Below are 25,679 nucleotides of genomic sequence, written 5' to 3' on the forward strand. Positions count from 1 at the left end.
AGGAATGAAAAAAGTTCGCGACGGCATGGCGGGCTGCTGATAATTGACGCATGCGTATCCAACGAAACATGCGGGCACTGTGCGCAGTCGGCTTGCTGCCATTGCTGCTGGCCGGTTGCAGCCCGGCGCTGAACTGGCGCAGCGTGCCGCTCGAGGGGGCCGCGCTCAGCGTCGCGCTGCCCTGCAAGCCCGACCGCGCCGTGCGCGCGGTGGACCTGGGCGGCGTCAAGGCCGATCTGGCCATGGTGGGTTGCGAGGCTGATGGCGCGCTGTTTGCCGTGTCGCAGCTGGCACTGGCCGATCCCGCGCAGGCGAGCGCTACGCTGGGGCGCTGGCGTGCTGCGGTGCTCGCGCGGCTGGGAGCTTCGGCGCGCGTCGTCCTCGAGCAAGACTTTGCCCCGCGTGGTTCCTTGCCATTGCCGGGTGCCGTGCGCATCGTGGCGCATGGGCAGCGGCCAGAGGGCGGCGCCGTCACGCTGCAGGCGGTCTGGTTTGCGCGCGCCCTGGGGCCGCAGGTGCGGCTGTACCATGCCGCGCTCTACACGAACAAGGCCCGGCCCGCGTTGGCGGACAGTTTTTTTGACGGACTGACGCTGCAATGACCGGCGCGTTTCGACGCTGGGAGCCTGTCGGACTTTGGGCGTCGATAGCGAGAAGGCGCCCCAGCGAGGCCAGTTTTTGCCGGATTCGCCGCCCCATAGAGGTGCTATGGGGCAAGAAGACGATAAAAAATGGGCCGCTGCGGCGCATTCGCAGCCGACGATTCCAAAGTCCGACAGGCTCCTGGGGTGTTTGTTCTGCGGTGCAGCCTTCAGCCCCGTGGCCAGGCGCTGTGCTCCCCTTCCTGCTGCCTACATAGCGCACGCGATAATGTGCGGCTGATTCCATGAGCACCAACATTTTCATCATCGCCCACGCGCCCCTGGCCCATGCGCTGCGGGAGTGCGCCTTGCACGTGTTTGCCGATTGCGGGTCGGCCGTGCTGGCACTCGACGTGCAGCCCCATGTGCCGCCCGAAGAGTCGCTCGCGCTGGCGCAAACCCTGCTGCGCCGATTCGGCACCGAGCCTACGCTGATCCTGACGGACGTGTTTGGTGCCACGCCCTGCAACATCGCGCAGCGCCTGATCGACGGCGTGCACGCGCGCCTGGTCACGGGCGTGAACCTGCCCATGCTGCTGCGCGCCATCAGCTACCGCGCCGAGCCGCTAGAGGCCGTGGCCTCGCGTGCGGTGGTGGGTGGCATGCAGGGGGTGATGCAGGTCGCCGCCACTGCGCCGCAGTACCAGACGTTTCGCCGCAACTCCCATGATCAAGACCCGTACTCTCATCAGCAATAAGCTGGGCCTGCATGCCCGCGCCTCGGCCAAGCTCACCAAGCTCGCGAGCAGCTTCCCGTGCGAGGTGTTCCTGAGCCGCGGCGAGCGCCGCATCAATGCCAAGAGCATCATGGGGGTGATGATGCTTGCCGCGGGCATGGGTACCGAGGTCGAAGTCGAAACCAGCGGCGAACGCGAGCAGGAGGCCATGGACGCGCTGCTGGCCCTGATTGCCGACAAGTTCGGCGAAGGCGAATAAGCCGCGGACAAAGGCACGCGCTCATGAGCTTTGCCATCCACGGTCTTGCGGTTGCACGCGGCATCGCCATAGGGCGGGCCGTGCTGGTGGCGTCGAGCCGCGTCGAAGTCGCGCACTATTTCATCGAGCCCGAGCAGGTGGAGGCGGAGATCGAGCGCGTGCGCCGGGGCCGCAACGCCGTGGTCGAGGAGCTGCAGCGTCTGCAGGCCGAGATGCCGCACGACGCCCCGCCGGAGATTGCCGCGCTGCTCGACGTGCACCTGATGCTGTTGCAGGACGAAACCTTGAGCGAAGGGGTCAAGCAGTGGATCAGCCGGCGGCTCTACAACGGCGAATGGGCGCTGACCACGCAGCTCGAAGTGCTCGCGCGCCAGTTCGACGAAATGGAGGACGATTACCTGCGCGAGCGCAAGGCCGACCTCGAGCAGGTGGTCGAGCGCATCCTGCGCCACATGAAGGGCACGCCGCCACCCGTGGCGGCGCCTGCGAGCGGCCCGCGGCGCCAGACTGCGCAGGACCTGCTGCTCGACGGCAGTGTCGATGTGCCGCTGGTGCTGCTGGCGCACGACCTCTCGCCCGCCGACATGCTGCAGTTCAAGCAAAGCGTGTTCGCGGGCTTCGTGACCGACGTGGGCGGCAAGACTTCGCACACCGCCATCATCGCGCGCAGCATGGACATCCCGGCCGTGGTGGGGGCGCGCACTGCGAGCCAGCTCGTGCGCCAGGACGATTGGGTGATCATCGATGGCGATGCGGGCGTGCTCATCGTCGATCCCTCGCCCCTGGTGCTGGCCGAATACGGCTTTCACCAGCGCCAGTCCGCGCTCGAGCGCGAACGCCTGGCGCGCCTGCTGCACACGCCCGCGGTGACGCTGGACGGCGAGCCGATCGAGCTGCTCGCGAACATCGAGCAGCCCACCGACGCCGCGGCCGCAGTGCAGGCCGGCGCCATGGGCGTGGGGCTGTTTCGCAGTGAGTTTTTGTTCATGGGGCGCGCAGGCAGACTGCCCGACGAGGACGCGCAATACCGCGCCTATTGCGCCGCCATCGAGGGCATGCAGGGGCTGCCCGTGACCATTCGCACCATAGACGTGGGTGCGGACAAACAGCTCGACAAAACCTTCAAGGACGAGCACCTGAACCCGGCACTGGGCCTGCGCGCGATCCGCTGGAGTCTGGCCGACCCGGCCATGTTCCGCACGCAGCTGCGCGCGGTGCTGCGCGCCGCTGCGCACGGCCCGGTGAAGCTGCTGTTTCCCATGCTCGCGCATGTGCACGAAATCGAGCAGACGCTGGCGCAGCTGGACCTGGCGCGCACCGAGCTCGAGGCGCGCGGTGTGGCCTACGGCGCCTTGCAGCTCGGCGCCATGATCGAAATCCCCGCGGCTGCGCTGACGGTACATACTTTTTTGCGTTACTTCGACTTCCTCTCGATCGGCACGAACGACCTGATCCAGTACACGCTGGCCATAGACCGCGCCGACGAATCCGTGGCGCACCTGTACGACCCGCTGCACCCGGCAGTGCTGCGCCTCGTGGCCGAGGTCATCGCCGCGGGCCGCGCGCAGGGCAAGAGCGTGAGCATGTGCGGCGAAACCGCGGGCGACGTGGGCATGACGCGGCTGCTGCTGGGGCTGGGGTTGCGCAGCTTTTCCATGCACCCGGCGCAAATCCTGGCCGTCAAGCAAGAAGTGCTGCGCGCCGACACGCGCCGCCTCGCGCCCTGGGCGCAGCAGGTGCTGGCGGGCGAGGCCTCGGCCAACCTGAGCGCCAGTTGATGCTCTTATAAGCAGAGCTATCTACGCACGTATTACGCGCGCCTTAATGCTTTTTCGCATCAATCAATAACGCCAGCCGTGGCAGCGCGGCGCACGCATTGGCCGTGGTCGCCCGCGCCAGTTCCTCCAGCGTCAGGCCGCGCAGCCCGGCCAGCACCTGGGCGATACGCGGCAGTTCGGCGGGGCTGTTGCGTTCTTGTGCCTGGCCTGCCATACGCGCCGCTGCAGGGGTGTAGAGCCATTGCGGCGGCATGTCGGGCGCGTCGGTTTCGAGCACCAGCGCGGCCAGCGGCAGCTGCGTGGCCAGGCGCCGCAGCTGCAGCGCGCGCTCGAAAGTGAGTGCGCCGCCAAAACCGAGCTTGAAGCCCAGCGCAACAAAGGCTTGCGCCTGCTGCAAGCTGCCGTTGAACGCATGCGCGATGCCGCCCGGCACCGGAATTTCGCGCAGCGCGCGCAGCAGGGCGTCGGCCGAGCGCCGCACGTGCAGGATCACCGGCAGGCCGAAGCGGCGCGCGAGCCGCAGCTGGGCACGGTAAAAGTGCAGCTGCCGCGCCGCATCGAGCCCCGGCACGAAATGGTCGAGCCCGATTTCGCCGACCGCCACGAGGCGCGGGTCGCTGAGCTGCTGCGCGAGCAGCGCCTCGAGCGCGGCCAGGTCTTCGTCGGCTGCGGCGCCCGTGTAGAGCGGGTGGATGCCCAGCGCATAGCTGTCGCCAAAGCGCTGCGCGAGCCGCTGCACCGCGGGCCAGCCGGCGCGCGTGACGGCAGGCAGCACGCAGTGGCGCACGCCAAGCGCGGCGGCCTGCTGGCGCACAGCATCCATGTCGCGCGCGAATTCGGGGGCGTCGAGGTGGCAGTGGGTGTCTATGAAGCTGCAGCTTTCCATAGTAAAAAGCCCTGCTACACGGTAATAGACGTGCGCTAGAAGCTCTCTTTTTAGGAATCTCAGGCGAAAGTGATCCAGTCCGCGTGCTCGACTTCGTGCAGGTGCGGCAGGGTGTTGAAGGTCTGCAGCATGAGCCGCTTGGGAGAGACGCTGAACTCGGTCACGGCACTGTTGCGTATGCGCATGTTGAGCGCGATCGTCACTTCAGGCGCCGTGCCCAGCACCTCGCCCACCGCCGTGGAAATGGGCCCGCCGCTGCTCACGAGCAGCACGTTCTGCTGGGCGTGCTGGCTGCGCACCTGCTCGAGCACGGCGCGCACACCGCCTGCAAACTCCTGCCAGCTCGGCATGCCGGCGGGGCTGATGGTGCCTGCCATCCACTGTGCGAGCGCGTCGCACAGCAGGCGGAAATGCGCGCGGTACAGCGCCGGCGTGTCCGGGCGCGGCAGCGGCTCGGGGTGGATGGCGTGGATCAGCGCCTGGCTGTCGTACTCGTTGAGGCTGGGCAGCTCGACAGGCTGCAGTGCGGTTTGCAGGCCCGCGGCGATGCCTGCGAGCGTCTGGAGGTGGCGGCGCAGCGTGCCTGTGAGGATGGCGTCGAACCGCAGGCCGCGGGCGCGCCAGTGTGCGCCCAGCCGTTCGGCCTGGCGCTGGCCGAGCGCGCTGAGCTGGTCGTAGTCATGCGCGCCGAACGAGGCCTGGCCGTGGCGCACGAGGTAGAGGGTTCCCATGTCGAAATTGTGGATGAAAAAGCCACTTTGTGCTTTTCACACAAGCGACGGCAGCTATTAGTTACGTAGCAATTGCGCGGTGTGGCGCAAGCGCTCCTCAGGAGTGCAAGGCGCCGACGGTGCACTGGCCGCGCGTCAGGCGTGCGCCACTTCGAGGTCGGCAAGCATGCGCAACAGGGCGCGGTTGACTTCCTCGATGTCGTAATCGTGGGTTTCGCACAGCTGCAGGATGGTTTGCGCGTCGTCGGTTTCGAGGGCGCAGGCCATCTCCAGAGGCGGCGCGTAGGGGCCGGTGCGCAGCACGTTGGCGTCGTAAATGCGTTCGGACAGCGGGATGCGGCGCAGGATGCTGCCCAGCGGTTCGCCCAACAGCAGGTCGAGCTGCGAGAACAGACCGCACAGATACACCTCACGGCGCAGGTCGTTTCCCTCCCCGGCGTCGAGCAGGCGCGCGGTGAGCTCGGCGCGCATCACCATGCTGGCACGCACGGGGTGCAGGTCAGGCTCGGTGCTGGCGGTGGGCAGTTGCTGCGCGAGCCAGCGCTCCAGCGTGCCGTAGCCCAGCAGCACCAAGCCGCGGCGCAGCGAATCGATGCCCGTGCGCAGCCCCAGCGCGGCAGAGTTCACGTGCACCAGGAAGCGGTAGGCGAGGAGAGGATCGCGCCCGAGGATGTCCTCGAAGGTTTCTATCGACTGCTCCTGGTCTATGGCTTTCATGAGTGCGTGCACGACCTCGTGCGCCGGCTGGATGGGCTGGTGGCGCAGGCTGTAGAGCACATCCTCGGCCGGCCAGCCAGCCAGCGCGAGTGCGTCGCACTGGTCGAAGCAGTGCGCGACCAGCGCCCGGCTGGGCACGTTTTCGAACATCTGCCGCGCGGGCAGCGGGCTTGCGCCGGGTGCGGACTGCAGCGCCGCGAGCGCGTAGGCGGGCGGGATGCCCAGCAGGCAGTGGTCGAAGCAATCGAGGACTTCGGGCGCGGGCTCGCGGCCCAGGTCGCCGCGCCAGACGAGCTTGAGGCCGCGCCGGTGCGCTGCCTGCACGCGCTGCAACACCTCGGCGTCCTGCAGCCAATGGTCACGCACTTCTATCCAGGGCGCGACGCGCTCGGGGTGGTCGAGCAGGCTGCACAGCAAGGGCTTGGTTTGCGCCGCGATGAGCACGGGCGGAGAGCTGGACGACCACAGCTCTTGCATCGTGCGCAACAGGTGCGCGCCGTCCACGGCTTGCACACCTTCGGCAGACTTGCACTGGGCATACAGCTCTATGCCGGCGAGCTGGCGCGCACGGTTCCATAGCGGACGGTAGCCCAGAACCAGGCTGCGAAGAACGGATTGGAGCATCTCGGGGCGGGGCATGGGACTTCTTTATAGGCGCAAAGCTGGAGGAGCAGCTCAGCTCACCTGCCAAAGTCTCAGCCAAGGTAGTTGAGCAAGGAGAGCTTTTGCACCTGTGCGTAGGACTGCAGCGCAGCCTGGTAGCTGGTGTTTTGGTTTTGGAAGTCTGAAATGCCTTTGATCATATCGAGGTCTTCGGCGCTCGAGCGCTGGGCTTCGAGCTGCGAGCCTCGCGTGTCGAGGTCGCTCTGGATGCGGTCGGCGCGGTTCAGCAGCTCGCCCGCGAGGCCGCGCGCATCCGACAGCCGGCTCATGGCGACGTCGATCTGGCTCAGCCCCTGCGCGATGCCGCTGTACACGGTGCTTGGGTTGCCGCTGCGGATCGCGGCGATGGTGTCGTCGAGCACCTGGAAGACGCTGGTCTGCTTGCTCGGCGCGACCGTGAAACTGTCGCCATTGGCAGGTGCGCCCGTGATGTCTATAGCGCGGCCCGCGAAGCTGATGGTCGTGGGCGAGGTGTAGGTCAGACTGGTGGGCAGGCCGGTTGTAGGCGTGGCGGGTGGAGGTGTTTGATCGGTAACGGTGTAAGTAGTGGCACCCGTGGTGGTATCGACCGTGAACTTGACTTGGTAGCTGTGGCCATCGCCCGCAGCGGCAGGATTGGTGACCTGATCCGCCGTCACTTGCGCCGTACCCGCATTGCCGGGCGTTGCCGTCACGGCAAATACGCCATTGCCCGTGGGCACGCTCATCCAGGCGGCGTCACCGTCGAGCAGCGGCGCGATGCTGGTTGTGCCGCTGGCAAACTGCCCGGGCAGGCCCTTGAAGGTAGTGGGGGGCGAAGCGCCCGTGAACGGGGTGCTGGCACTGCCCAGGGCCTGGAACAAGGGCAGGCCATTGGCATCTTTGCTGTTGGCGTAGCCCAGGATCTGCTCGCGCAGGCCCTGCAACTGCAACGCGATGGTGTTGCGGTCGGTGGCCGAGAGGGTGCCATTGCCAGCCTGCACCACGAGTTCGCGAAACGCCTGCATGGCGTCCATGGTGCTGCCCAGGGTGGACTCGGCCAGTGCCATGCTGTCCTTTTGCGCATTCAGGGCGCGCAAGTCGGTTTCGTTGCGGCTGATGCGCGTGCGTGCGCGCTCGGCCTGTGCGGCGGCCACGGGGTCGTCGCTCGCGCGCAGCACGCGCTTGCCGGCGCTGAGGTGCTCCTGCTGCTGCGCGAGCGTCGTCTGCTGCGCCTGCAGATTGCGGATCGTGTTGTCGTAGAGGTTGGCCGTGCCCGTGCGGGCGATGAGGTTGCTGCTCATGGCGTGGTGCTCCTTGCTTCTCGGGCGCTTAGCCCATGGTCTGCAGCAGGCTGTCGAAGACCGTTTGCGCGACCTGGATCATTTTGGCCGAGGCCTGGTAGGCCTGCTGGTACTGGATCAGCTTGGCCGCTTCCTCGTCCAGATTCACGCCCGAGACGGCGGTGCGGTCATTTTCGAGGTTCGCGGCGATGGTGCCTGACATCTGCGCTGCGAACTGCGCGCTCTGTGTGCGCGTTCCGACCTGCGCCATCGCGCTGGCAAAGCCGTCGCTCAAAGGCGCGCCGTCGAACATGGGCGCGTCGCGCAAGGCCAGCATGGCTTTGGCGTTGCCGGCATCGCGCTGGAAGTAGTCGCCCGCAGCCAGCGCATTCCCCACGGTGACGGTGTCGCCCTGGTTCGGGGTACCACTCAAGGTCACGGACCAGCCCGTGGGCGGTGTGGCGTTGTCGTAGCTGATGGCCTGCCCGGAAACATAGCTGTAGGCGGTGGGCAGTGCCGGAGGGACGGCCGGATCATCGCTGCGGGTGTAGGTGTTCGGCCCGGTGAATGTCAGCGTGAGTGGCACCGACGTGCCCGGAGGGTTCGACAGCGCCTGCAGGCTCGCCAACTGCAGCGAGCCGGTGTTTCCCGTGCCCATGGCTGCATTGACCGGATTGGCTGCGGCGAGCTGGCTCGGTGTGTGCACCAGCGCCTGCATTTTCCCGGCCGCGTCCCGCACCGGCTGGATCAGGAATCTGTCGCCCGCCTGGGGCGCGCCCGTCACCGTGGCCGTGAGCCCTTCGCCCCGCAGTACGTCCTGCAGCGTATTGCCGGCTGTGCCATCGAAGGACAGGGTCACGCCGTCGGACTGGCGCACGACCGTACCGACCGCGCCTGCCGTGAACGCGACCGTGTAATCCGAGGCTTTGAGCTTGGCAGGGTCGGCCACCGCCAAGCCGATGCCAGCCCCTGCACCCGAAGGATTGCCTGCGGCTGCAATGGCATCCTTCAAGGCGACAGGTTGGAACAAATCGCCGCCGACCTTGCCGTCGAGCGTGAGGCCCAGGCGGTTTTGCGCATTCAGCGCCTGCGTCAGGCTCAGCGCCATGCGCCCGAGCAGATTGCGCCCTTCCTCGAGGTCACCGTTGTAGAACCTGAGCTGCCCGGCCATGGCGCCGCCACCAATGACCTGTTCGTCGATCGCCTGGGGCGTGCCGCCTGGCGCCGTGAAAAACAGCTTGAGCTGCCCACTGCCAGAAAAATCCGGCGCGTCGCCCACCGACAGCGTCGCCGCCGTGGTGCCGAGCACGAGCGGCTGGTTGCCCACGAATACGCCCAGCGAGCCGTCGTCGGCCGGCACTTGCGTGGTTTGCACGTACTGGTTGAGATTGCGGATCGCCTGGTCGCGCTGGTCCAGCAGGTCGTTGGGAGCTTTGCCGCTACCCTGCGCGCGCACGATCAGCTCGTTCAGGCGCGCGATCTGGCCGGCGAGGTCGTTGGCCTGTTGGACGCCGGTGTCGAGGTCGCTGCGCACGCCGGCAGCGATCTGGTCGAGCTGGTCGGACGCCGAGCGCATGCGCGTGGCGGTTGCGTCCATGCGCGTGAGCACCACGGTGCGCGCGGCAAGGTCGGTGGGGGCGCTCGCCACGTCGGCAAGCGCATTCATCATGTCGTTGATCGCGGCGCCCAGGCCGCTGTCGCCGCCGCTGAACACGTCCTGCAGGCGCTGCAGGCTCTGCGCGCGTGCGCTGTCAGCGGCGCTCACGGCGGCAGCCGCCGTGGCCTGGCGCGTGAGCATGTCGCTCTGGTTGCGCACGATCGCCTGCACCTCCACGCCCTGGCCGATGAAGCCGCTGCCGGTGAACTGTCCCGGCAGGTTCTGCAGCGCCACGGTCTGGCGCGAATAGCCGGGCGTGTTCACGTTGGCGATGTTGTGCCCGGTGGTCTGCAAAACCACCTGGTTGGTCTGCAATGCGCGCACGCCGATGTTGAAGAGGCTCATGATCGTGCTCCTCAGGTGCGTTGTACGCTCGAGGCGCTATGAATGGCATTGCTGAGCTTGCGCGCGTAGGCGGGGTCGGTGGCGTAGCCGGCTTTTTGCAGCTCTGCCGCGTAGGCTACGGCCGAGCCGACCTTGGCGCGCGCCGCGGCGTAGCGCGGGTTGCCGTTGATGAGCCGCGCGTAGTCGCGGAAAGCGTCTTCGTAAGAGTCGTAGGCGCGGAATTTGGCCACCACTTTGCGCGCCACGCCGCCTTCGTATTCGGTCGTCGTCACCGTCGCCACCTTGCCCGTCCAGCCCTTGCCGGCCTTGATGCCGAACAGGTTGTACGCGGGCGAGCCGTCGGCCTGGCGGATTTCGCTCCGGCCCCAGCCGGTTTCGTGTCCGGCCTGGCCGAGCATGAAGTGCGCGGGAATGCCGCTTTCCTGCGCCACGCGCTCGGCCGCGGCGCGGTGGAACTGCACGAAGCCCTCACGTCCCGCCGGTGCGGCGGCGCCAGCGTTGCCGACCCCGGCGTTTCCGGTGGCGGCGCCGCCCGCAAAGCGCGCGCGGCTCGCTGCAAGGCTCAGTGTCGAAGGCACGGACAGCGCGGTGTCGCCGCTGCCGCCCATTTGCTGCGAAAGCTGGCGCACGATGGCATCTGACAGGCCGCCGGGCTGACCCGCCATCTGCACCGAGAGCTGCTGGTCGAGCAAGTCGGTCGCCAGATCGCCCTGCGGGCCCTCGAGCAGGCCGGACTTCATGGTCGCTTCGCGCATGCTTTTGATGAGCTCGCGCATGAACAGCGACTCGAACTGCTTGGCCGCCGCGCGCACGGCCTGCGGGTCCTTGTTGCCGGCGGCGTATTTGAGGGCATTGAGCGAGCGCGCGTCGGCAGCCAGCGTATTTGCCGTGCCGGCGCTCAGGCTTGCGGGGGCCGAGGACAGCGCCATCAGATCACCTCCAGCTCCGCATTGAGCGCCCCTGCCGCCTTGATGGCCTGCAGAATCGCGAGCAAGTCCTGCGGCGTAGCGCCCAGCGTGTTGAGCGCGCGCACCACGTCGGCCAGCTGGGGCGAGGGTGGCATTTGGATGACGCGGCCCGGCTCCTGGTTGATTTGGATGTTGCTCTTTTGCGCCACCACCGTCTGCCCTTGCGAGAACGGATTGGGCTGGCTGATCACGGGCGTTGAGCTGATCGTGATCGAGAGGTTGCCATGCGCGATCGCGCAGGGGCCCAGCGTCACGGCCTGGTTCAGCACCACCGAGCCCGTGCGCGCGTTGATCACCACCTTGGCCGCGGGCGTGGGGGCCTGCAGTTCCAGGTCTTCGAGATCGGCGATGAAGTTCACGCGCCCGGCCGGGTCTTGCGGCGCGCGCACCTGCACCGTGCGCCCGTCGAGCGCGCGCGCCAGGCCCGCGCCCAGGCGCGCGTTGATGACCTCGGCGACGCGGCGCGCGGTCTGGAAGTCCGAGGCGTCGAGCCCGAGCTGGATCGTGTCACCGTCGTTGAGCGGCGTGGGCACGCTGCGCTCGACCTGCGCGCCCTGCGGGATGCGGCCCGCGCTCAAGTGGTTGATCTGCACCTTGCTGCCGCCCGCAGCCGCGCCCGCGCCGCCGACCACGAGGTTGCCCTGCGCGAGCGCGTAAATCTCGCCGTCCGCGCCGCGCAGCGGCGTGGCGATCAGCGTGCCGCCCTTGAGCGACTTGGCGTTGCCCATGGAGGAAACGACCACATCTATCATCTGCCCCGGCTGGGCAAACGCGGGCAGCTGCGCCGTCACGATCACTGCGGCCACATTCTTGAACTGCAGCTGCGAGGCCATGGACGCCGGCAGCGTGATGCCCAGCTGTTGCAGATAGTTCGACACGCTCTGCGTGGTGATCGGCATCTGCGTGGTCTGGTCGCCCGTGCCGTCCAGCCCCACGACGATGCCGTAGCCCGTGAGCTGGTTGCTGCGCACGCCCTGCACGGCCGCCACTTCCTTGATGCGCAGCGCCTGCGCGGGCCAGGCCGCGCCCGCCAGCATCAGGGAAAGCAGCAGACCGCGCAACACAGCAAGAGAGGACAAGGCTTTCATGCCCCCGATTGTGGACACCTGCGCGCACGCCGCAAGCCCCAAAAAGCAGCACGAAAACCGGCCAATTGCAGTATTGGTATGCGCGGCAGGTGCAATGCTGCGGCAAAATCCGCCCATGAACGCTACCGACATCGTGCACTACACGCAAACCCTGGGTTTGCAAGCAAAAACGGCCTCAGCCCTTATGGCGAGAGCGTCAGTAGCTACTAAAAACAAAGCGCTGACGGCGCTGGCCACGTTGCTGCGCACGCACAGCGCCGCGCTGCAGGTCGACAACGCGCAAGACCTCGAGCGCGCGCGCGCCGCGGGCCTGGCGGCGCCGCTCGTCGACCGGCTCAAGCTCACGCCCGCCGCCATCGAGACCTGCGCGCAGGGCTGCGAGCAACTGGCCGCCATGCCCGACATCGTCGGCGAGGTGCTCGAGCTGCGCCAGCAGCCCAGCGGCATCCGCGTGGGCCGCATGCGTGTGCCCATAGGCGTGTTCGGCATGATCTACGAAAGCCGCCCGAACGTGACCATAGAGGCCGCGAGCCTGTCGATCAAAAGCGGCAACGCCTGCATCCTGCGCGGCGGCTCCGAGGCCATCCACTCGAACCAGGCGCTCGCGCGCCTCGTGCAGCAGGCGCTCACCGAGGCCGGCCTGCCGCCCGAGGCCGTGCAGCTCGTGCAAACCACCGACCGCGAAGTCGTGGGCCAGCTCATCGCCATGCCGCAGTACGTCGATGTGATCATCCCGCGCGGCGGCAAGGGCCTGATCGAGCGCATCAGCGCCGGCGCCAAGGTGCCCGTGATCAAGCACCTCGACGGCAACTGCCACACCTACGTCGATGACCCCTGCGACCTAGCCATGGCCGTGAAGCTCGCCGACAACGCCAAGACGCAAAAATACAGCCCCTGCAACGCCACCGAAAGCCTGCTCGTGGCGCGCGGCGTGGCGGCGGCGTTCTTGCCACGCATAGGCGCGATCTACGCGCAAAAAGGCGTGGAAATGCGCGCCTGCCCCGAAAGCCTCGCGCTGCTCGCGCCCCTGAGCGGCGCACGCGTCGTACCCGCGACCGAGCAGGACTGGTTCGTGGAATACCTCGCGCCCATCATCAGCGTGAAGGTCGTGGCCGACGTGGAAGAAGCCATTGCGCACATCAACCACTATTCGAGCCACCACACCGACGCCATCGTCACGAGTCACCACATGCACGCGCAACGCTTTTTGCGCGCCGTCGATTCGGCCAGCGTGATGGTGAACGCCAGCACGCGCTTTGCCGACGGCTTCGAATACGGCCTGGGCGCCGAAATCGGCATCAGCACCGACAAATTCCACGCCCGCGGCCCCGTGGGCATAGAGGGGCTGACTTCGCTCAAATGGGTGGTGCTGGGCGAGGGCGAGGTGCGTGGTTGAAAACTGGCGCCGCAGTGGCGGGCTTGTGCACAGGCTCATTCTGCCTTGGAATCATGAGGTGGGGCCAGGTGGGCTTCAGGCTCATACCTCGTTGGATAAGACTCCCTGTTGACAGCCATTATTTTTTTGTGCCATAATTCGCCGCTTCGCGTTGTGAGGCGCGAGTTTCTTGCCCAACAGGAAGCACTGCAAGTGGTTTGCGGTGCAGACGGCGGGCCCAAGACTGACTGGTTGGCTTGTAGCTCCGGGTTCGGGGGTTTCAGGTGTGCCGGTACAAGTTGGGAATATTGCAATGATCCAAACAGAATCTCGGTTAGAGGTTGCCGACAACACTGGCGCCAAGTCCGTCCTTTGCATCAAGGTGCTGGGCGGGTCTAAGCGTCGCTATGCAAGCGTCGGTGACATCATCAAAGTGAGCGTCAAGGAGGCTGCTCCGCGTGGTCGCGTCAAAAAGGGCGAGATCTACAACGCAGTAGTGGTTCGTACGGCCAAGGGTATTCGGCGCGGAGATGGCTCCCTTGTCAAATTCGATGGCAACGCTGCGGTGTTGCTCAACAGCAAGCTGGAGCCGATTGGCACGCGCATCTTCGGGCCTGTTACGCGTGAGCTGCGTACCGAGCGCTTCATGAAGATCGTCTCCTTGGCTCCTGAAGTTCTTTGAGGTGGCGCCATGAACAAAATTCGCAAAGGCGATGAAGTCATCGTGTTGACGGGGCGGGATAAGGGTAAGCGCGGCACCGTGGCGTTGCGCAAAGACGATTCCCATCTCATTGTCGATGGTGTCAATGTCGTAAAGAAGCACGTCAAGCCGAATCCGCTCAAGGGCGAGTCCGGCGGTATTGTGGAGAAGGCGATGCCTATCCACCAGTCCAATGTGGCCATTTTCAATCCGGCCACTGGCAAGGGGGATCGCGTTGGCATCAAGGTTCAGGCCGATGGGGTGCGCGTTCGCGTGTACAAGTCCAGCGGCGCGGAAATCAAGGCGGCCTAAGGAAAAAAAATGGCACGACTCCAGCAAATTTACCGCGAACAAATCGCCCCCGAATTGATGAAGCAATTCGGGTATACCTCGCCCATGGAGGTTCCTCGACTGGTCAAGATCACGCTCAACATGGGGGTGGGTGAGGCTGTGGCCGATAAAAAAGTCATGGACAACGCCGTGGCTGATCTGACCAAGATTGCCGGGCAAAAACCCATAGTGACCAAGGCCAGAAAGGCCATCGCCGGGTTCAAGATCCGGGAAGGTCAGCCCATAGGTTGCATGGTGACGCTGCGCGGCGTCCAGATGTACGAGTTTCTGGACCGTTTCGTGACGGTTGCGTTGCCGCGGGTGCGCGACTTCCGTGGGATATCCGGACGCGCTTTTGATGGACGTGGGAATTACAACGTCGGCGTCAAAGAACAAATCATTTTCCCTGAGATCGAATACGACAAGGTGGATGCCTTGCGCGGCCTCAATATCAGCATCACCACGACGGCCAAAAACGACGCAGAAGCCAAGGCGCTGCTCGCAGGTTTCCGTTTTCCCTTCAAAAACTGAGGTGGCGCATGGCTAAAGTAGCTTTGATTCAGCGCGAGCAAAAACGCGCAAAATTGGCGGCCAAGTACGCAGGCAAATATGCGGAACTGAAGGCCATTGCCGGCGACGCCAAGCGAAGTGACGAAGAGCGCGATTCCGCGCGTCTCGCTCTGCAAAAGTTGCCGCGTAACGCAAATCCAACGCGTCAACGCAATCGCTGCGAAATCACGGGCCGTCCGCGTGGTACTTTCCGTCAATTCGGACTGGGCCGTGCAAAGATCCGCGAAATGGCTTTTGCGGGTGAAATTCCTGGCATCACCAAGGCCAGCTGGTAAGCAGGCAGGAGAGATTCAACATGAGCATGAGTGATCCTATCGCTGACTTGCTGACCCGCATTCGCAATGCCCAGATGGTCTCCAAGGCCACGGTGAAGGTGCCCGCTTCCAAGGTGAAGGTGGCCATCGCCCAAGTGCTGAAGGACGAGGGGTATATCGACGGTTTTCAGGTGAAGTCCGAAGCTGGCAAGTCTGAACTTGAAATTGCCCTGAAATACTACGCCGGTCGTCCTGTGATTGAGCGTATTGAGCGCGTTAGCCGTCCTGGCCTTCGCGTCTACAAGGGGCGTGATGCCATTCCGCAGGTCATGAATGGTTTGGGTGTCGCCATCGTCACCACGCCCAAGGGCGTGATGACCGATCGCAAGGCGCGTGCTGTCGGTGTCGGCGGCGAAGTGCTTTGCTATGTGGCTTAACGTGGCATTGAGGAGAAACTGAATGTCCCGCGTAGGAAAATTGCCTGTGGTCATTCCCGCAGGCGTGGATGTGTCCATTAAAGAAGACCAAATCAGTGTGAAAGGCGCCGGCGGTACTTTGTCGCTGGGGCAAAACATCTTGGTCAAGGTGCTCCACAATAATGATAAGCTGAGCTTCGAGCCGGCGAATGAATCCCGCGAGGCCAATGCCATGAGCGGAACTTTGCGCCAGTTGGTCAATAACATGGTGGTTGGCGTCAGTAAAGGCTTCGAGAAGAAGCTGAGTCTCGTTGGCGTGGGCTATAAAGCGCAAGCCAGCGGCTCCAAGCTGAATCTGAGTGTGGGTTTTTCGCATCCTGTGGATATTGAAATGCCCGCTGGGATCACCGTGGCCACGCCTTCGCCGACGGAGGTCGTCATCAAAGGCGCAGACCGCCAGCGTGTAGGCCAAATAGCCGCTGAGATCCGCGCCGTTCGTCCGCCCGAGCCTTACAAAGGCAAGGGTATTCGCTATGCGGACGAAAAGATCACGATCAAAGAGACCAAGAAGAAATAAGGAGCTGCACCATGCTGAACAAAAAAGAGCAGCGTCTTCGTCGTGCACGCCAGACACGTATTCGTATTGCCCAGCAAGGGGTTGCGCGACTGACCGTGAATCGCACGAATCTTCATATTTACGCCAGCGTCATCTCCGGCGACGGAAGCAGGGTGCTCGCCAGTGCCTCTACCTTGGAAGCCGAAGTGCGCCAGTCGCTCGGTGGCGCGGGAAAAGGTGGCAATGCGGCCGCGGCCCAATTGATAGGCAAGCGGATTGCCGAAAAGGCCAAAGCTGCGGGCATAGAGAAGGTGGCATTTGATCGTTCAGGTTTTGCCTACCACGGTCGCGTCAAGGCCTTGGCTGAGGCGGCGCGCGAAGCTGGTCTGCAGTTCTAAGCGAAGCGAGATACAAAATGGCAAAATTTCAACCCAAGGTACAAGACGAAGGTCGCGACGACGGTTTGCGCGAGAAAATGATCGCGGTGAACCGCGTGACCAAAGTCGTCAAAGGTGGCCGTATTCTCGGTTTCGCGGCCCTGACGGTGGTCGGTGATGGAGATGGTCGCGTAGGCATGGGCAAGGGGAAGTCGAAAGAAGTCCCTGCTGCAGTGCAAAAAGCCATGGAAGAAGCGCGTCGCAATATGGTGAAGGTGTCGCTGAAAAGTGGCACGATTCACCACAACGTGATGGGGGTTCATGGTGCTGCCGTAGTGATGATGATGCCTGCGCCCAAAGGTACGGGCATCATTGCAGGCGGTCCTATGCGCGCCGTTTTCGAGGTAATGGGGATTACCGACATCGTGGCGAAAAGCCATGGCTCGTCCAATCCGTACAACATGGTACGCGCCACTTTCGATGCGCTGAATAAGTCCACCACGCCCTCAGAGGTCGCCGCCAAGCGTGGCAAGGCCATCGAAGACATCTTTGCCTGAACTGGAGTCTGCATATGACAACCCAACAAACCGTCAAGGTTCAATTGGTGCGCAGCCCTATTGGCACCAAAGAGTCGCATCGTGCCACGGTGCGTGGTCTCGGACTGCGCAAGCTGAACAGTGTTCGTGAACTGAAGGATACCCCTGAGGTGCGCGGCATGATTAACAAGATCAGTTACCTGGTCAAAGTCCTCTGAGAGATCGATCATGCAACTCAATAGCATCAAGCCTGCAGATGGCGCCAAGCACGCCAAACGCCGCGTTGGCCGCGGCATTGGCTCTGGGCTCGGAAAAACTGCGGGTCGTGGCCACAAGGGTCAAAAGTCGCGTGCTGGTGGTTACCACAAAGTAGGCTTCGAGGGTGGGCAGATGCCGCTGCAGCGCCGTTTGCCAAAGCGCGGCTTCAAGTCGCAGCAGTTGAAGTTCAATGCCGAGGTGACTCTGACGGACCTGGAAAAACTTGGTCTGGGCGAGGTTGATCTGCTGGCGCTCAAGCAAGCCGGGCTGGTTGGTGAGATGATCAAGGCGGCCAAGGTGATCCAGACCGGGAGCATCACGAAAGCGGTCAAGCTCAATGGCATTCGGGCTTCGGCAGGCGCCAAAGTTGCTATCGAGGCTGCCGGTGGCTGCGTCGCCTGAACTCGTCTTCTGCTCCACGCTGAAAGAAGGCACCTGTGGCTACTAACGCTGTTTCGCTTGCAAAAAGCGGTAAGTTCGGCGATTTGCGGCGCCGCTTGGTATTTTTGTTGCTGGCGCTGGTGGTATATCGTATCGGAGCGCATATTCCTGTGCCCGGCATTGACCCGGTGCAGCTGCAGAAATTGTTCAGTGGGCAGCAGGGCGGCATTTTGAACCTGTTCAACATGTTCTCGGGCGGGGCGCTTTCGCGCTTTACCGTCTTTGCCCTGGGGATCATGCCGTATATTTCGGCGTCCATCATCATGCAATTGATGACGTACGTCGTACCCACGTTTGAGCAGTTGAAAAAAGAAGGAGAAGCAGGACGCCGCAAGATCACGCAATATACGCGGTATGGTGCTTTGGCGCTGGCCTTGTTTCAGTCGATGGGAATCGCTGTCGCCTTGGAAAGCTCGCCTGGTTTGGTATTGAGCCCTGGCTTTGCTTTTCGCATGACCGCCGTCGTGAGTCTGTCTGCCGGGACAATGTTTTTGATGTGGCTCGGCGAACAAATCACGGAACGCGGTTTGGGTAACGGGATTTCCATCCTGATCTTTGGCGGTATTGCGGCAGGCCTTCCTGGCTCTATAGGTGGCTTGCTCGAGTTAGTGCGTACCGGCGCGATGAGTATCCTCTCGGCTATATTCATCGTGGCAGTGGTGGGTGTAGTCACTTACTTCGTGGTGTTCGTTGAACGTGGTCAGCGCAAGATTCTCGTGAACTATGCGCGGCGCCAGGTGGGGAACAAAGTGTATGCTGGGCAATCCTCGCATTTGCCGTTGAAGCTGAATATGGCTGGCGTGATTCCGCCAATATTCGCCTCGTCCATTATTTTGCTGCCCGCTACGATCATGAATTGGTTCGGTGCCGGCGATTCGATGCGTTGGTTGCGTGATATGGCGGGCGCCCTGACGCCAGGGCAGCCAATTTATACATTGTTGTACGCGGCGGCCATCATTTTCTTTTGCTTTTTCTACACGGCCTTGGTTTTCAACAGTAGAGAAACTGCGGATAATCTGAAGAAAAGTGGTGCATTCATCCCAGGTATCCGTCCGGGCGAGCAAACGGCAAGATATATTGACAAGATTCTAGTGCGCCTGACGCTCGCAGGAGCCGGTTACATCACCTTTGTGTGCCTGTTGCCGGAATTCTTGATTATTAAATACAACGTCCCTTTTTATTTCGGGGGCACATCATTGCTGATCATTGTAGTTGTGACGATGGACTTCATGGCACAAGTGCAGAACTATCTGATGTCGCAGCAGTATGAGTCGTTGCTCAAGAAGGCTAGTTTCAAGGCCCAATGAGGTTTTTTAGGATTCCATCGTGCCTGACCTGCAGCGTCAGGAGATGGGTGGACAAGTTTTAGGAGAGTGAAATGAAAGTTTCGGCTTCGGTCAAGAAAATTTGCCGCAACTGCAAGATCATCCGCCGCAAAGGGGTGGTGCGTGTGATCTGCACTGACCTGCGTCATAAGCAGCGTCAAGGTTGATAAAGAGTAATAGAGGACGCACATGGCACGTATCGCTGGTATCAATATTCCTCCGCATAAACATGCTGAGATCGGACTGACGGCTATCTATGGAATTGGCCGTACGCGCGCACGTCAGATTTGCGACGCTTGTGGAATTGTTTATTCCAAAAAGATCAAAGACCTCACGGACGCAGACCTCGAAAAAATTCGCGATCAAATTGCACAATACACCATCGAAGGTGATTTGCGTCGTGAAACCACGATGAACATCAAGCGTTTGATGGACATCGGCTGCTATCGCGGCTTCCGGCATCGCCGTGGGTTGCCTGTGCGGGGGCAGCGGACTCGCACCAATGCGCGTACCCGCAAAGGTCCCCGTAAGGGCGCAGCGGCATTGAAGAAGTAATTGAAAGACTTGTATGGCCAAATCTCCTTCCAATAGCGCTGCACAGCGTGTACGCAAGAAGGTTCGCAAGAACGTTTCGGATGGCATTGCCCATGTGCATGCTTCATTCAACAACACCATCATCACGATCACGGACCGTCAGGGCAACGCCTTGTCCTGGGCATCGTCCGGTGGCCAAGGCTTTAAGGGCTCTCGCAAATCTACGCCCTTTGCTGCGCAGGTTGCCTCCGAGGTTGCGGGTCGTGCGGCTATAGAACAGGGCATCAAGAACCTCGATGTGGAGATCAAGGGCCCTGGTCCAGGTCGGGAGTCCTCGGTGCGTGCGTTGGGTGCGTTGGGGATTCGAATCACGTCTATCTCTGACGTTACCCCTGTCCCGCACAATGGGTGCCGCCCTCAAAAGCGCCGTCGTATCTGATTCTTTCAAGACCACCGCCTCCTGTGTACGCTTTTGCACGGCAGGGGGCTCCCGCAATCACTTGCGGTAGATGAAAAAAGGAAATTCAAGTGGCACGTTATCTCGGTCCCAAGGCCAAACTCTCCCGTCGTGAAGGCACTGACTTGTTCCTCAAGAGCGCGCGGCGCTCTATTGCTGACAAGGCGAAATTCGACTCCAAGCCGGGTCAGCATGGACGCACCTCCGGTGCGCGCACGTCTGGCTATGGCTTGCAACTGCGTGAGAAGCAAAAAGTCAAGCGCATGTATGGAGTGCTCGAAAAGCAATTCCGCCGCTATTTCGAAGCCGCGGGAAGTCGCAAGGGCAACACCGGCGCGAACCTTCTTTTCTTGCTTGAATCGCGTCTCGACAACGTGGTTTATCGCATGGGATTTGGGTCTACGCGTGCCGAGGCGCGCCAACTCGTGTCGCACAAGGCCATCACGGTGAATGGCCAGTCGGTGAACATTCCTTCCTACATGGTCAAACCCGGCGATGTGGTTGCCGTGCGCGAAAAATCCAAGAAACAAAACCGTGTGATCGAAGCCTTGCAGTTGGCCGCACAGGTTGGAATGCCTGGATGGGTTGAGGTGAATGCCGATAAGGCTGAGGGTGTATTCAAGAAAACCCCGGATCGCGATGAATTCGGTGCTGACATCAACGAATCGTTGATCGTCGAGCTTTATTCGCGTTAATAAAGCGACGGTTCAGTTTATAAGCCTTTGGCGCCGTGCGACATCGCGGTGCGGGGCGTCATCAGCCTTACCGGTGTAACGAGCTGGGGGCATTGAGAGGAAGTCTGCATGCAAACCAATTTGCTGAAACCCAAGACGATTGCCGTGGAGCAGTTGGGAAATAACCGCGCCCGTGTGGTGCTGGAACCTTTCGAGCGGGGCTATGGCCATACGCTGGGCAATGCCTTGCGGCGCGTATTGCTGTCGTCTATGGTGGGGTATGCAGCGACTGAAGTGACCATTGCCGGAGTGCTTCACGAATATTCCTCGATCGACGGTGTTCAGGAGGATGTGGTGAACCTCTTGCTAAATTTGAAGGGTGTAGTTTTCAAACTGCACCATCGCGACGAAGTAACCCTGAGCCTTCGCAAAGAGGGTGAAGGTGCGGTGACGGCGGGCGATATTCAAACGCCGCACGATGTCGAAATAGTCAATCCGGGTCATACGATCGCACACTTGTCGCAGGGCGGCAAATTGGACATGCAGATCAAGATCGAGAAGGGGCGTGGATACGTGCCTGGAACTGTGCGCCGCTATGGCGATGAGCCGAACAAGGCTATAGGTCGGATTGTTCTGGATGCCTCGTTCTCCCCCGTCAAGCGCGTGAGCTACACGGTGGAGAGTGCTCGTGTCGAGCAGCGTACGGATCTGGATAAGTTGGTGCTCGAAATCGAAACCAATGGTGTGATCTCAGCGGAAGACGCCGTGCGCACGTCGGCGAAAATATTGGTTGAACAGCTGGCGGTTTTTGCCCAGCTGGAAGGTGGTGAAGTTCCTCCTGGTGCGGTTGGCGGCGAAGCCCGGGGGGCTTCAGCGTTTGATCCCATATTGCTGCGCCCTGTGGATGAATTGGAACTCACCGTTCGCTCCGCCAACTGCCTCAAGGCGGAAAATATCTACTACATCGGTGACCTTATTCAGCGCACCGAGAATGAACTGCTCAAGACCCCTAACCTCGGTCGCAAGTCGCTCAATGAAATCAAAGAGGTTCTTGCTTCACGTGGTTTGACCTTGGGTATGCGCTTGGAGAACTGGCCTCCCGCTGGTCTCGAGAAACGATAAATTTCCCTCTATTCAATGGGAAGAGTGCCTCGGGCAGTACCTGATACGGCTGTCTGATTCAATAAATTATCTAGAAGGAAAGCACTATGCGCCACGGACATGGACTTCGCAAACTCAATCGCACCAGCTCGCATCGACTAGCTATGCTGCAAAACATGATGAACTCGCTCATTGAGCACGAGGCCATCAAAACAACGCTGCCCAAAGCTAAGGAGCTGCGCCGCGTGATTGAGCCCATGATCACCTTGGCAAAGGAAGATAGCGTTCCCAATCGGCGCCTCGCTTTCAACCGTCTGCGCAATCGTGATAGCGTCACCAAGCTGTTCAATGAATTGGGACCGCGCTTCAAGACGCGTCCTGGTGGTTACACGCGCATTCTGAAAATGGGATTTCGTGTTGGAGACAATGCGGCTATGGCCTACGTAGAGTTCGTGGAGCGTGCCGAGGAAAGTTTTTCCAATCAGGCATGAGTCTGAAGGAGTCGGAAAACAGCGTGGCGCCACGAGTCGACTCGCTATAGATGGCATGAAGCGTATTGGAAAGTCTGCTCATCTCGGAGGTTGGCTGTGCTGTCCGGCGTCAACTATCTTGAGCGGTCAACGCTCAATTATCCTGAGCGGTGCGGTCAGGCGGTGATCATTGCTCCGCCGGCAACGCAGCGCGGCGTCGGTAACTCTGCACGTTCATCTCCAGGATTGTTGCGTGATGGACCAGGCGGTCGACGGCGGCCACCGTCATGGCCTTGTCCGGGAACACCTGATCCCATTCTGAGAACGGCGCGTTGGTCGTGATGGCGATGCTCTTGCGCTCATAGCGCTCGGATATGAGCTCGAACAGCACCGATGTCTGGGCCTGGTCCCGCTTGGCATAGCTGAAGTCATCAAGCACCAGCAGGTCGAAGCGGTCGAGCTTGGCCAGCTCGGCGGGCGGGCAGTCGCAGATCTCGGCGTGCTGCCTGCAGACGCTGCACCAGTTCGCTGGTGCGGCCGAACAGCACCTTGTGGGCCCGGTCGATGAGGGCGTGGCCGATGCCGGCCATCAAGTGCGTCTTACCAGCGCCTGGTGGGCCGAAGGCCAGCAGGTTGTGGCCTTGCGCTAACCAGTTGTCGGCCTCTGCCAGCGCCATAACGTGGGCTTTGGAGACGGTCGGCACGGCCGCGAAGTCGAACTCGGACAGGCTCTTGCCCGGCGGCAGCTGACTGTCGATGCATGCGCGCGCCAGTCGCCGGGTCTCGCGCTCGGTCATCTCGTGCTCCAGCAGCGCGCCCAGGAAGCGCTGTGCGGGCCAGTAGTTTTAAAGTCGCGTATTCTCATTAGTAAGAACGGTTCCGACTAACAAAGGGACACCCACTTTGCTTGCAAGAGCGCTCTCACGAGAGCAAGGCCCGAATGGCAAATAGCTCCGCGCGCACGGCTTGCGCGTCCAACATGCCGTATTCACCGCTGCCTGCGCAAGTCGGCTGGGTCTGGGCCGACAGGAGCATGGGATCGGCCACTTCGTCGGGGTCGGCGGCACTCGGCATCTGAGAGTCTGCGCGGCCCTGCTGTGCGAGCTCCTGCAGGCGGTTGCGCGCGCCCTGGATGGTGAAGCCCTGCTCGTACAGCAGCTCGCGGATGCGGCGGATCATGAGCACCTCGTGGTGCTGGTAGTAACGCCGGTTGCCGCGCCGCTTCATGGGGCGCAATTGGGTGAATTCCTGCTCCCAATAGCGCAGCACATGGGGCTTCACGCCGCACAGTTCGGCAACCTCGCCAATGGTGAAATAGCGTTTGGCAGGAATGGCGGGAAGCGGGTTGCCCATGGCTTGTGCGGACTCGTAGGGGATAGGGAAATGGCGCGTTAGCGTACCGCAGACGGCGTGAAGTTTCACGCATTTTTGAGGCTGCGGCCGAGCAGAAAGGTTTCGGCCGAGCGGTCGCGTGATGCCTTGGGTTTGAGGGGCTTGACGACTTTGAAGGTCTGCCGGAACTGTTGCACCAGTTCGGCGTAGCCGCTGCCATGAAAGAGCTTGACCACCAGCGTGCCCTCGGGCTGCAGGTGTGCGCGCGCAAAGTCGAGCGCGAGCTCGATGAGGTGCGTGACGCGCGCCGCATCGGCCGCGGCAATGCCCGAGAGGTTGGGCGCCATGTCCGAGACCACCACGTCAACCTTGCGCCCCGCGAGCGTCTGCTCCAGGCGCTGCAGCACCTCGGGCTCGCGAAAGTCGCCCTGCAAAAAGTGCACGCCCTCGATCGGCTCCATGGGCAGGATGTCGAGCGCGATGATGCAGCCATCCAGTGCGCCCCCTGCGCCACGGGGCGTGAGGCGGCGGCGCAGGTACTGGCTCCAGGCACCGGGTGCGGCGCCCAGGTCCACCACCGTCTGGCCGGGGTGGATCAGGCCGAACTGCGCGTCGATCTCTTGCAGCTTGTACGCGGCGCGCGCGCGGTAGCCCTCTTTCTGCGCGAGTTTGACGTAGGGGTCACTGACGTGGTCGTGGAGCCAAGCCTTGTTGACCTTCTTGCTTTTGGTTTTTACTTTCATGCGGTTTGCGTGGGGCTTGCGTGCCTGCCGCGTTATCCTAAATCCGGCAGTTGAGCGCGCCCGAGCGTGTCGTCATCGGGCGCACTGGCAAGGCGCAAATCTTCGCCATGGCGGGTGCCATGGCGAGGATTTGCAACGCGGCCAGCGTGCCCGAGGGCGGCGCGATCGGGCGCGCAGCGCTCTCACCCGAGGGGGTGAGTCTCGCAGAGTGAGAAATCATTCAAAAAATCAAAGGGTTGCATACAAAATGCAGCGGTGGGCTGCCGGAATTAGGATAATACAGCCCATGCCGCAAATTCAACTGACCCCGGCCGAGCGCCGGGAACAACGCGCACTGGCCCACCATCTGGAGCCAGTGGTCATGGTCGGTGCCGACGGCCTCACCGCCGCCGTCAAAAAAGAAATCGATGTCGCACTGACGGCCCATGGCTTGATCAAGGTGCGCGTCTTTTTAGACGACCGCGCCGCGCGCGAGCTGATGTATCAGCAACTTGCCGACGAGCTCAGCGCCGCGCCCGTGCAGCATATCGGCAAATTGCTCGTGCTGTGGCGTCCCGTGCCCCCCAAGGAGCGCCAGAGCGACGAAAATCGCATGCCCGGCCCGCGCGAGGTCAAGGTGCTCAAGTTCAGCCAGCGCGGCGGTCAAAAGCCCGAGGTGCAGCGTCTGCGCGTGCTCGGCAACCAGCGCCTGACGCCGGGGGGCAAGATCAAGCGAGCGAAAAAGCGCAAGCCCAAGTCCATCAAAAAGCAGCAGGGCTGAGAAGGTGTGAACGAACCCGCCATGCAGCGTCACATCCTGTGCATGAAATGGGGCACCAAGTACGGCCCCGAATATGTCAACCGCCTCTACGGCATGGTGCGCCGCCATCTTTCGGGCGAGTTTCAGTTCAACTGCCTGACCGACGACGCGCGCGGCATCCGGCCTGAAGTGCAGTGCTTTGCTATCCCGCCGCTGAACCTGCACCTGGCCCCGGGCCAGCGCGACGGCGCCTGGAAAAAGCTCACCACCTTCGAAGCCGACTTGTACGGCTTGCGCGGCACGGCGCTGTTTCTGGACCTGGACGTGGTCGTCGTCGGCAGCCTCGACGACTTTTTCACGCAAGCGGGCGCGTTTTTCATCATCCGCGATTACCCGCGTTTTTGGCGCTTTGGCGAGCGCGTCACGGGCAATTCGTCGGTCTATCGTTTCGAGCTCGGCGCGCATGCCGACGTGCTGGGGCATTTTCGTGCGCACATGGACGAGGTGATGGCGCGCTTTCGCAACGAGCAGGATTACCTCTCCGACTTTCTGCACAGGCAGGGCAAGCTCTCGTACTGGCCGGCCGAATGGTGCCCGAGCTTCAAGTACCACTGCATCCCGCCCTGGCCCAGCAACCATTGGCGTGCGCCCTTCATTCCCGAAGGGGCGCGCATCATCGTCTTCCATGGCGAAGTCAACCCGCCCGATGCACTGGCCGGCAGGCGCAACAAGCGCTTTGCCCACATCGAGCCTGCCACCTGGGTCGCCCAGGCTTGGCAGGAATAGGGGTTTCGCTCGCTGCAAACGGGTGGACGCCCAAAGTCCGACAGGCTCCTGAAA

The 25,679-nt window shown here is 62.4% G+C and carries 34 protein-coding genes and 1 pseudogene; 24 read left to right on the forward strand and 11 right to left on the reverse strand.

All coding sequences use genetic code 11. The features are described 5' to 3' along the window. Nucleotides 1–50: 50 nt before the first annotated feature. The 4 genes from FK527_RS00595 (at nucleotide 51) to ptsP (ending at nucleotide 3,355) form a co-directional block, all read left to right on the forward strand. The gene (locus FK527_RS00595; protein WP_246072609.1) at nucleotides 51–602 is read left to right on the forward strand and encodes a hypothetical protein; all 552 of its coding nucleotides are present in this window, start codon (nucleotides 51–53) and stop codon (nucleotides 600–602) included. Between the two features lie 284 nt (nucleotides 603–886). Next, nucleotides 887–1,339 carry a PTS sugar transporter subunit IIA gene (locus FK527_RS00600; RefSeq protein WP_144728652.1) on the forward strand — a complete coding sequence of 151 codons (453 nt, stop codon included), beginning with the start codon at nucleotides 887–889 and terminating at the stop codon, nucleotides 1,337–1,339. Further along, complete coding sequence (locus FK527_RS00605; protein WP_144728654.1) at nucleotides 1,308–1,577, forward strand: HPr family phosphocarrier protein; 270 nt, start codon at nucleotides 1,308–1,310, stop codon at nucleotides 1,575–1,577. Before FK527_RS00600 ends, FK527_RS00605 begins: the two co-directional genes overlap by 32 nt. Nucleotides 1,578–1,600: 23 nt before the next feature. Further along, nucleotides 1,601–3,355 carry a phosphoenolpyruvate--protein phosphotransferase gene (gene ptsP / locus FK527_RS00610; RefSeq protein ID WP_144728656.1) on the forward strand — a complete coding sequence of 585 codons (1,755 nt, stop codon included), beginning with the start codon at nucleotides 1,601–1,603 and terminating at the stop codon, nucleotides 3,353–3,355. A gap of 43 nt (nucleotides 3,356–3,398) precedes the next feature. On the opposite strand, the gene FK527_RS00615 is transcribed toward ptsP, so the two are convergent. From FK527_RS00615 to FK527_RS00645, 7 genes are all read right to left on the reverse strand, one after another. Continuing rightward, nucleotides 3,399–4,241, reverse strand: coding sequence for a TatD family hydrolase (locus FK527_RS00615; RefSeq protein WP_144728658.1), 843 nt, complete (start codon nucleotides 4,239–4,241; stop codon nucleotides 3,399–3,401). 59 nt (nucleotides 4,242–4,300) lie between these two features. Continuing rightward, nucleotides 4,301–4,972 carry a histidine phosphatase family protein gene (locus FK527_RS00620; RefSeq protein ID WP_144728660.1) on the reverse strand — a complete coding sequence of 224 codons (672 nt, stop codon included), beginning with the start codon at nucleotides 4,970–4,972 and terminating at the stop codon, nucleotides 4,301–4,303. A 135-nt stretch (nucleotides 4,973–5,107) separates the two neighbouring features. Beyond that, nucleotides 5,108–6,313, reverse strand: coding sequence for an HDOD domain-containing protein (locus FK527_RS00625; RefSeq protein WP_144729376.1), 1,206 nt, complete (start codon nucleotides 6,311–6,313; stop codon nucleotides 5,108–5,110). A 71-nt stretch (nucleotides 6,314–6,384) separates the two neighbouring features. Then, nucleotides 6,385–7,614 carry a flagellar hook-associated protein FlgL gene (gene flgL, locus FK527_RS00630; protein WP_144728662.1) on the reverse strand — a complete coding sequence of 410 codons (1,230 nt, stop codon included), beginning with the start codon at nucleotides 7,612–7,614 and terminating at the stop codon, nucleotides 6,385–6,387. A 28-nt stretch (nucleotides 7,615–7,642) separates the two neighbouring features. Continuing rightward, nucleotides 7,643–9,595: a flagellar hook-associated protein FlgK gene (flgK, locus tag FK527_RS00635; RefSeq protein ID WP_144728664.1), complete on the reverse strand. Its 1,953-nt coding sequence runs from the start codon at nucleotides 9,593–9,595 to the stop codon at nucleotides 7,643–7,645. 11 nt (nucleotides 9,596–9,606) lie between these two features. Then, nucleotides 9,607–10,524: a flagellar assembly peptidoglycan hydrolase FlgJ gene (gene flgJ, locus FK527_RS00640; protein WP_144728666.1), complete on the reverse strand. Its 918-nt coding sequence runs from the start codon at nucleotides 10,522–10,524 to the stop codon at nucleotides 9,607–9,609. Then, nucleotides 10,524–11,651, reverse strand: coding sequence for a flagellar basal body P-ring protein FlgI (locus FK527_RS00645; protein ID WP_144728668.1), 1,128 nt, complete (start codon nucleotides 11,649–11,651; stop codon nucleotides 10,524–10,526). The genes flgJ and FK527_RS00645 overlap by 1 nt, the downstream gene beginning before the upstream one ends. Before the next feature lie 115 nt (nucleotides 11,652–11,766). On the opposite strand from FK527_RS00645, the gene FK527_RS00650 reads away from it, so the two are divergent. From FK527_RS00650 to rplQ, 18 genes are all read left to right on the forward strand, one after another. After that, on the forward strand, nucleotides 11,767–13,047 hold the full coding sequence (locus FK527_RS00650) for a glutamate-5-semialdehyde dehydrogenase (protein WP_144728670.1): 1,281 nt from the start codon (nucleotides 11,767–11,769) through the stop codon (nucleotides 13,045–13,047). Nucleotides 13,048–13,339: 292 nt separating this feature from the next. Continuing rightward, nucleotides 13,340–13,708: a 50S ribosomal protein L14 gene (rplN, locus tag FK527_RS00655; RefSeq protein WP_144728672.1), complete on the forward strand. Its 369-nt coding sequence runs from the start codon at nucleotides 13,340–13,342 to the stop codon at nucleotides 13,706–13,708. Between the two features lie 9 nt (nucleotides 13,709–13,717). Further along, nucleotides 13,718–14,038, forward strand: a complete 321-nt coding sequence (gene rplX / locus FK527_RS00660) for a 50S ribosomal protein L24 (protein ID WP_144728675.1) — start codon at nucleotides 13,718–13,720, stop codon at nucleotides 14,036–14,038. A 9-nt stretch (nucleotides 14,039–14,047) separates the two neighbouring features. Further along, complete coding sequence (rplE, locus tag FK527_RS00665) at nucleotides 14,048–14,587, forward strand: 50S ribosomal protein L5 (RefSeq protein WP_144728677.1); 540 nt, start codon at nucleotides 14,048–14,050, stop codon at nucleotides 14,585–14,587. Between the two features lie 8 nt (nucleotides 14,588–14,595). Continuing rightward, the gene (rpsN, locus tag FK527_RS00670) at nucleotides 14,596–14,901 is read left to right on the forward strand and encodes a 30S ribosomal protein S14 (RefSeq protein WP_144728679.1); all 306 of its coding nucleotides are present in this window, start codon (nucleotides 14,596–14,598) and stop codon (nucleotides 14,899–14,901) included. 20 nt (nucleotides 14,902–14,921) lie between these two features. Next, the gene (rpsH, locus tag FK527_RS00675) at nucleotides 14,922–15,317 is read left to right on the forward strand and encodes a 30S ribosomal protein S8 (protein ID WP_144728681.1); all 396 of its coding nucleotides are present in this window, start codon (nucleotides 14,922–14,924) and stop codon (nucleotides 15,315–15,317) included. Nucleotides 15,318–15,339: 22 nt separating this feature from the next. Next, nucleotides 15,340–15,873: a 50S ribosomal protein L6 gene (rplF, locus tag FK527_RS00680; RefSeq protein ID WP_144728683.1), complete on the forward strand. Its 534-nt coding sequence runs from the start codon at nucleotides 15,340–15,342 to the stop codon at nucleotides 15,871–15,873. Nucleotides 15,874–15,884: 11 nt separating this feature from the next. Further along, on the forward strand, nucleotides 15,885–16,250 hold the full coding sequence (rplR, locus tag FK527_RS00685; RefSeq protein ID WP_144728686.1) for a 50S ribosomal protein L18: 366 nt from the start codon (nucleotides 15,885–15,887) through the stop codon (nucleotides 16,248–16,250). Nucleotides 16,251–16,267: 17 nt separating this feature from the next. After that, nucleotides 16,268–16,786: a 30S ribosomal protein S5 gene (gene rpsE, locus FK527_RS00690; protein WP_144728688.1), complete on the forward strand. Its 519-nt coding sequence runs from the start codon at nucleotides 16,268–16,270 to the stop codon at nucleotides 16,784–16,786. Nucleotides 16,787–16,800: 14 nt separating this feature from the next. After that, nucleotides 16,801–16,983, forward strand: coding sequence for a 50S ribosomal protein L30 (gene rpmD, locus FK527_RS00695; protein ID WP_144728690.1), 183 nt, complete (start codon nucleotides 16,801–16,803; stop codon nucleotides 16,981–16,983). A 10-nt stretch (nucleotides 16,984–16,993) separates the two neighbouring features. Then, nucleotides 16,994–17,425: a 50S ribosomal protein L15 gene (gene rplO, locus FK527_RS00700; protein ID WP_144728692.1), complete on the forward strand. Its 432-nt coding sequence runs from the start codon at nucleotides 16,994–16,996 to the stop codon at nucleotides 17,423–17,425. A 35-nt stretch (nucleotides 17,426–17,460) separates the two neighbouring features. Further along, nucleotides 17,461–18,771 (forward strand): preprotein translocase subunit SecY, encoded by a 1,311-nt coding sequence (gene secY / locus FK527_RS00705; protein ID WP_144728694.1) that lies wholly within the window; start codon nucleotides 17,461–17,463, stop codon nucleotides 18,769–18,771. 71 nt (nucleotides 18,772–18,842) lie between these two features. Further along, nucleotides 18,843–18,956, forward strand: coding sequence for a 50S ribosomal protein L36 (gene rpmJ / locus FK527_RS00710; protein WP_114482899.1), 114 nt, complete (start codon nucleotides 18,843–18,845; stop codon nucleotides 18,954–18,956). Nucleotides 18,957–18,978: 22 nt separating this feature from the next. Continuing rightward, nucleotides 18,979–19,344, forward strand: a complete 366-nt coding sequence (gene rpsM / locus FK527_RS00715) for a 30S ribosomal protein S13 (RefSeq protein ID WP_144728697.1) — start codon at nucleotides 18,979–18,981, stop codon at nucleotides 19,342–19,344. Between the two features lie 13 nt (nucleotides 19,345–19,357). Then, on the forward strand, nucleotides 19,358–19,762 hold the full coding sequence (gene rpsK, locus FK527_RS00720; protein ID WP_144728698.1) for a 30S ribosomal protein S11: 405 nt from the start codon (nucleotides 19,358–19,360) through the stop codon (nucleotides 19,760–19,762). Nucleotides 19,763–19,851: 89 nt separating this feature from the next. After that, nucleotides 19,852–20,475 carry a 30S ribosomal protein S4 gene (gene rpsD / locus FK527_RS00725; RefSeq protein ID WP_144728700.1) on the forward strand — a complete coding sequence of 208 codons (624 nt, stop codon included), beginning with the start codon at nucleotides 19,852–19,854 and terminating at the stop codon, nucleotides 20,473–20,475. A 108-nt stretch (nucleotides 20,476–20,583) separates the two neighbouring features. Beyond that, nucleotides 20,584–21,576: a DNA-directed RNA polymerase subunit alpha gene (locus tag FK527_RS00730; protein ID WP_144728703.1), complete on the forward strand. Its 993-nt coding sequence runs from the start codon at nucleotides 20,584–20,586 to the stop codon at nucleotides 21,574–21,576. An 86-nt stretch (nucleotides 21,577–21,662) separates the two neighbouring features. Then, entirely contained in the window at nucleotides 21,663–22,046 is a 384-nt protein-coding gene (gene rplQ / locus FK527_RS00735) for a 50S ribosomal protein L17 (RefSeq protein WP_144728705.1), read from the forward strand. Nucleotides 22,047–22,212: 166 nt separating this feature from the next. Here rplQ and istB read toward each other — a convergent pair. The 4 genes and pseudogenes from istB to FK527_RS00755 all read right to left on the reverse strand — a co-directional run. Next, nucleotides 22,213–22,864, reverse strand: a pseudogene (gene istB, locus FK527_RS17750) (IS21-like element helper ATPase IstB); the annotation flags it as partial. Nucleotides 22,865–22,946: 82 nt separating this feature from the next. Next, entirely contained in the window at nucleotides 22,947–23,378 is a 432-nt protein-coding gene (locus FK527_RS00745; protein ID WP_144728706.1) for a MerR family transcriptional regulator, read from the reverse strand. A 65-nt stretch (nucleotides 23,379–23,443) separates the two neighbouring features. Further along, complete coding sequence (locus FK527_RS00750; RefSeq protein ID WP_144728708.1) at nucleotides 23,444–24,100, reverse strand: RlmE family RNA methyltransferase; 657 nt, start codon at nucleotides 24,098–24,100, stop codon at nucleotides 23,444–23,446. Between the two features lie 37 nt (nucleotides 24,101–24,137). After that, nucleotides 24,138–24,320: a hypothetical protein gene (locus tag FK527_RS00755; protein ID WP_144728710.1), complete on the reverse strand. Its 183-nt coding sequence runs from the start codon at nucleotides 24,318–24,320 to the stop codon at nucleotides 24,138–24,140. Between the two features lie 66 nt (nucleotides 24,321–24,386). On the opposite strand from FK527_RS00755, the gene FK527_RS00760 reads away from it, so the two are divergent. Next, entirely contained in the window at nucleotides 24,387–24,860 is a 474-nt protein-coding gene (locus FK527_RS00760) for a YhbY family RNA-binding protein (protein ID WP_144728712.1), read from the forward strand. Nucleotides 24,861–24,881: 21 nt separating this feature from the next. Next, nucleotides 24,882–25,625, forward strand: coding sequence for a glycosyltransferase (locus FK527_RS00765; RefSeq protein ID WP_246072610.1), 744 nt, complete (start codon nucleotides 24,882–24,884; stop codon nucleotides 25,623–25,625). Nucleotides 25,626–25,679: the final 54 nt, after the last annotated feature.

Origin of the sequence: Extensimonas perlucida (genome assembly GCF_007655255.1) — a bacterium.
In the GTDB taxonomy this organism is placed as follows: domain Bacteria; phylum Pseudomonadota; class Gammaproteobacteria; order Burkholderiales; family Burkholderiaceae_C; genus Extensimonas; species Extensimonas perlucida.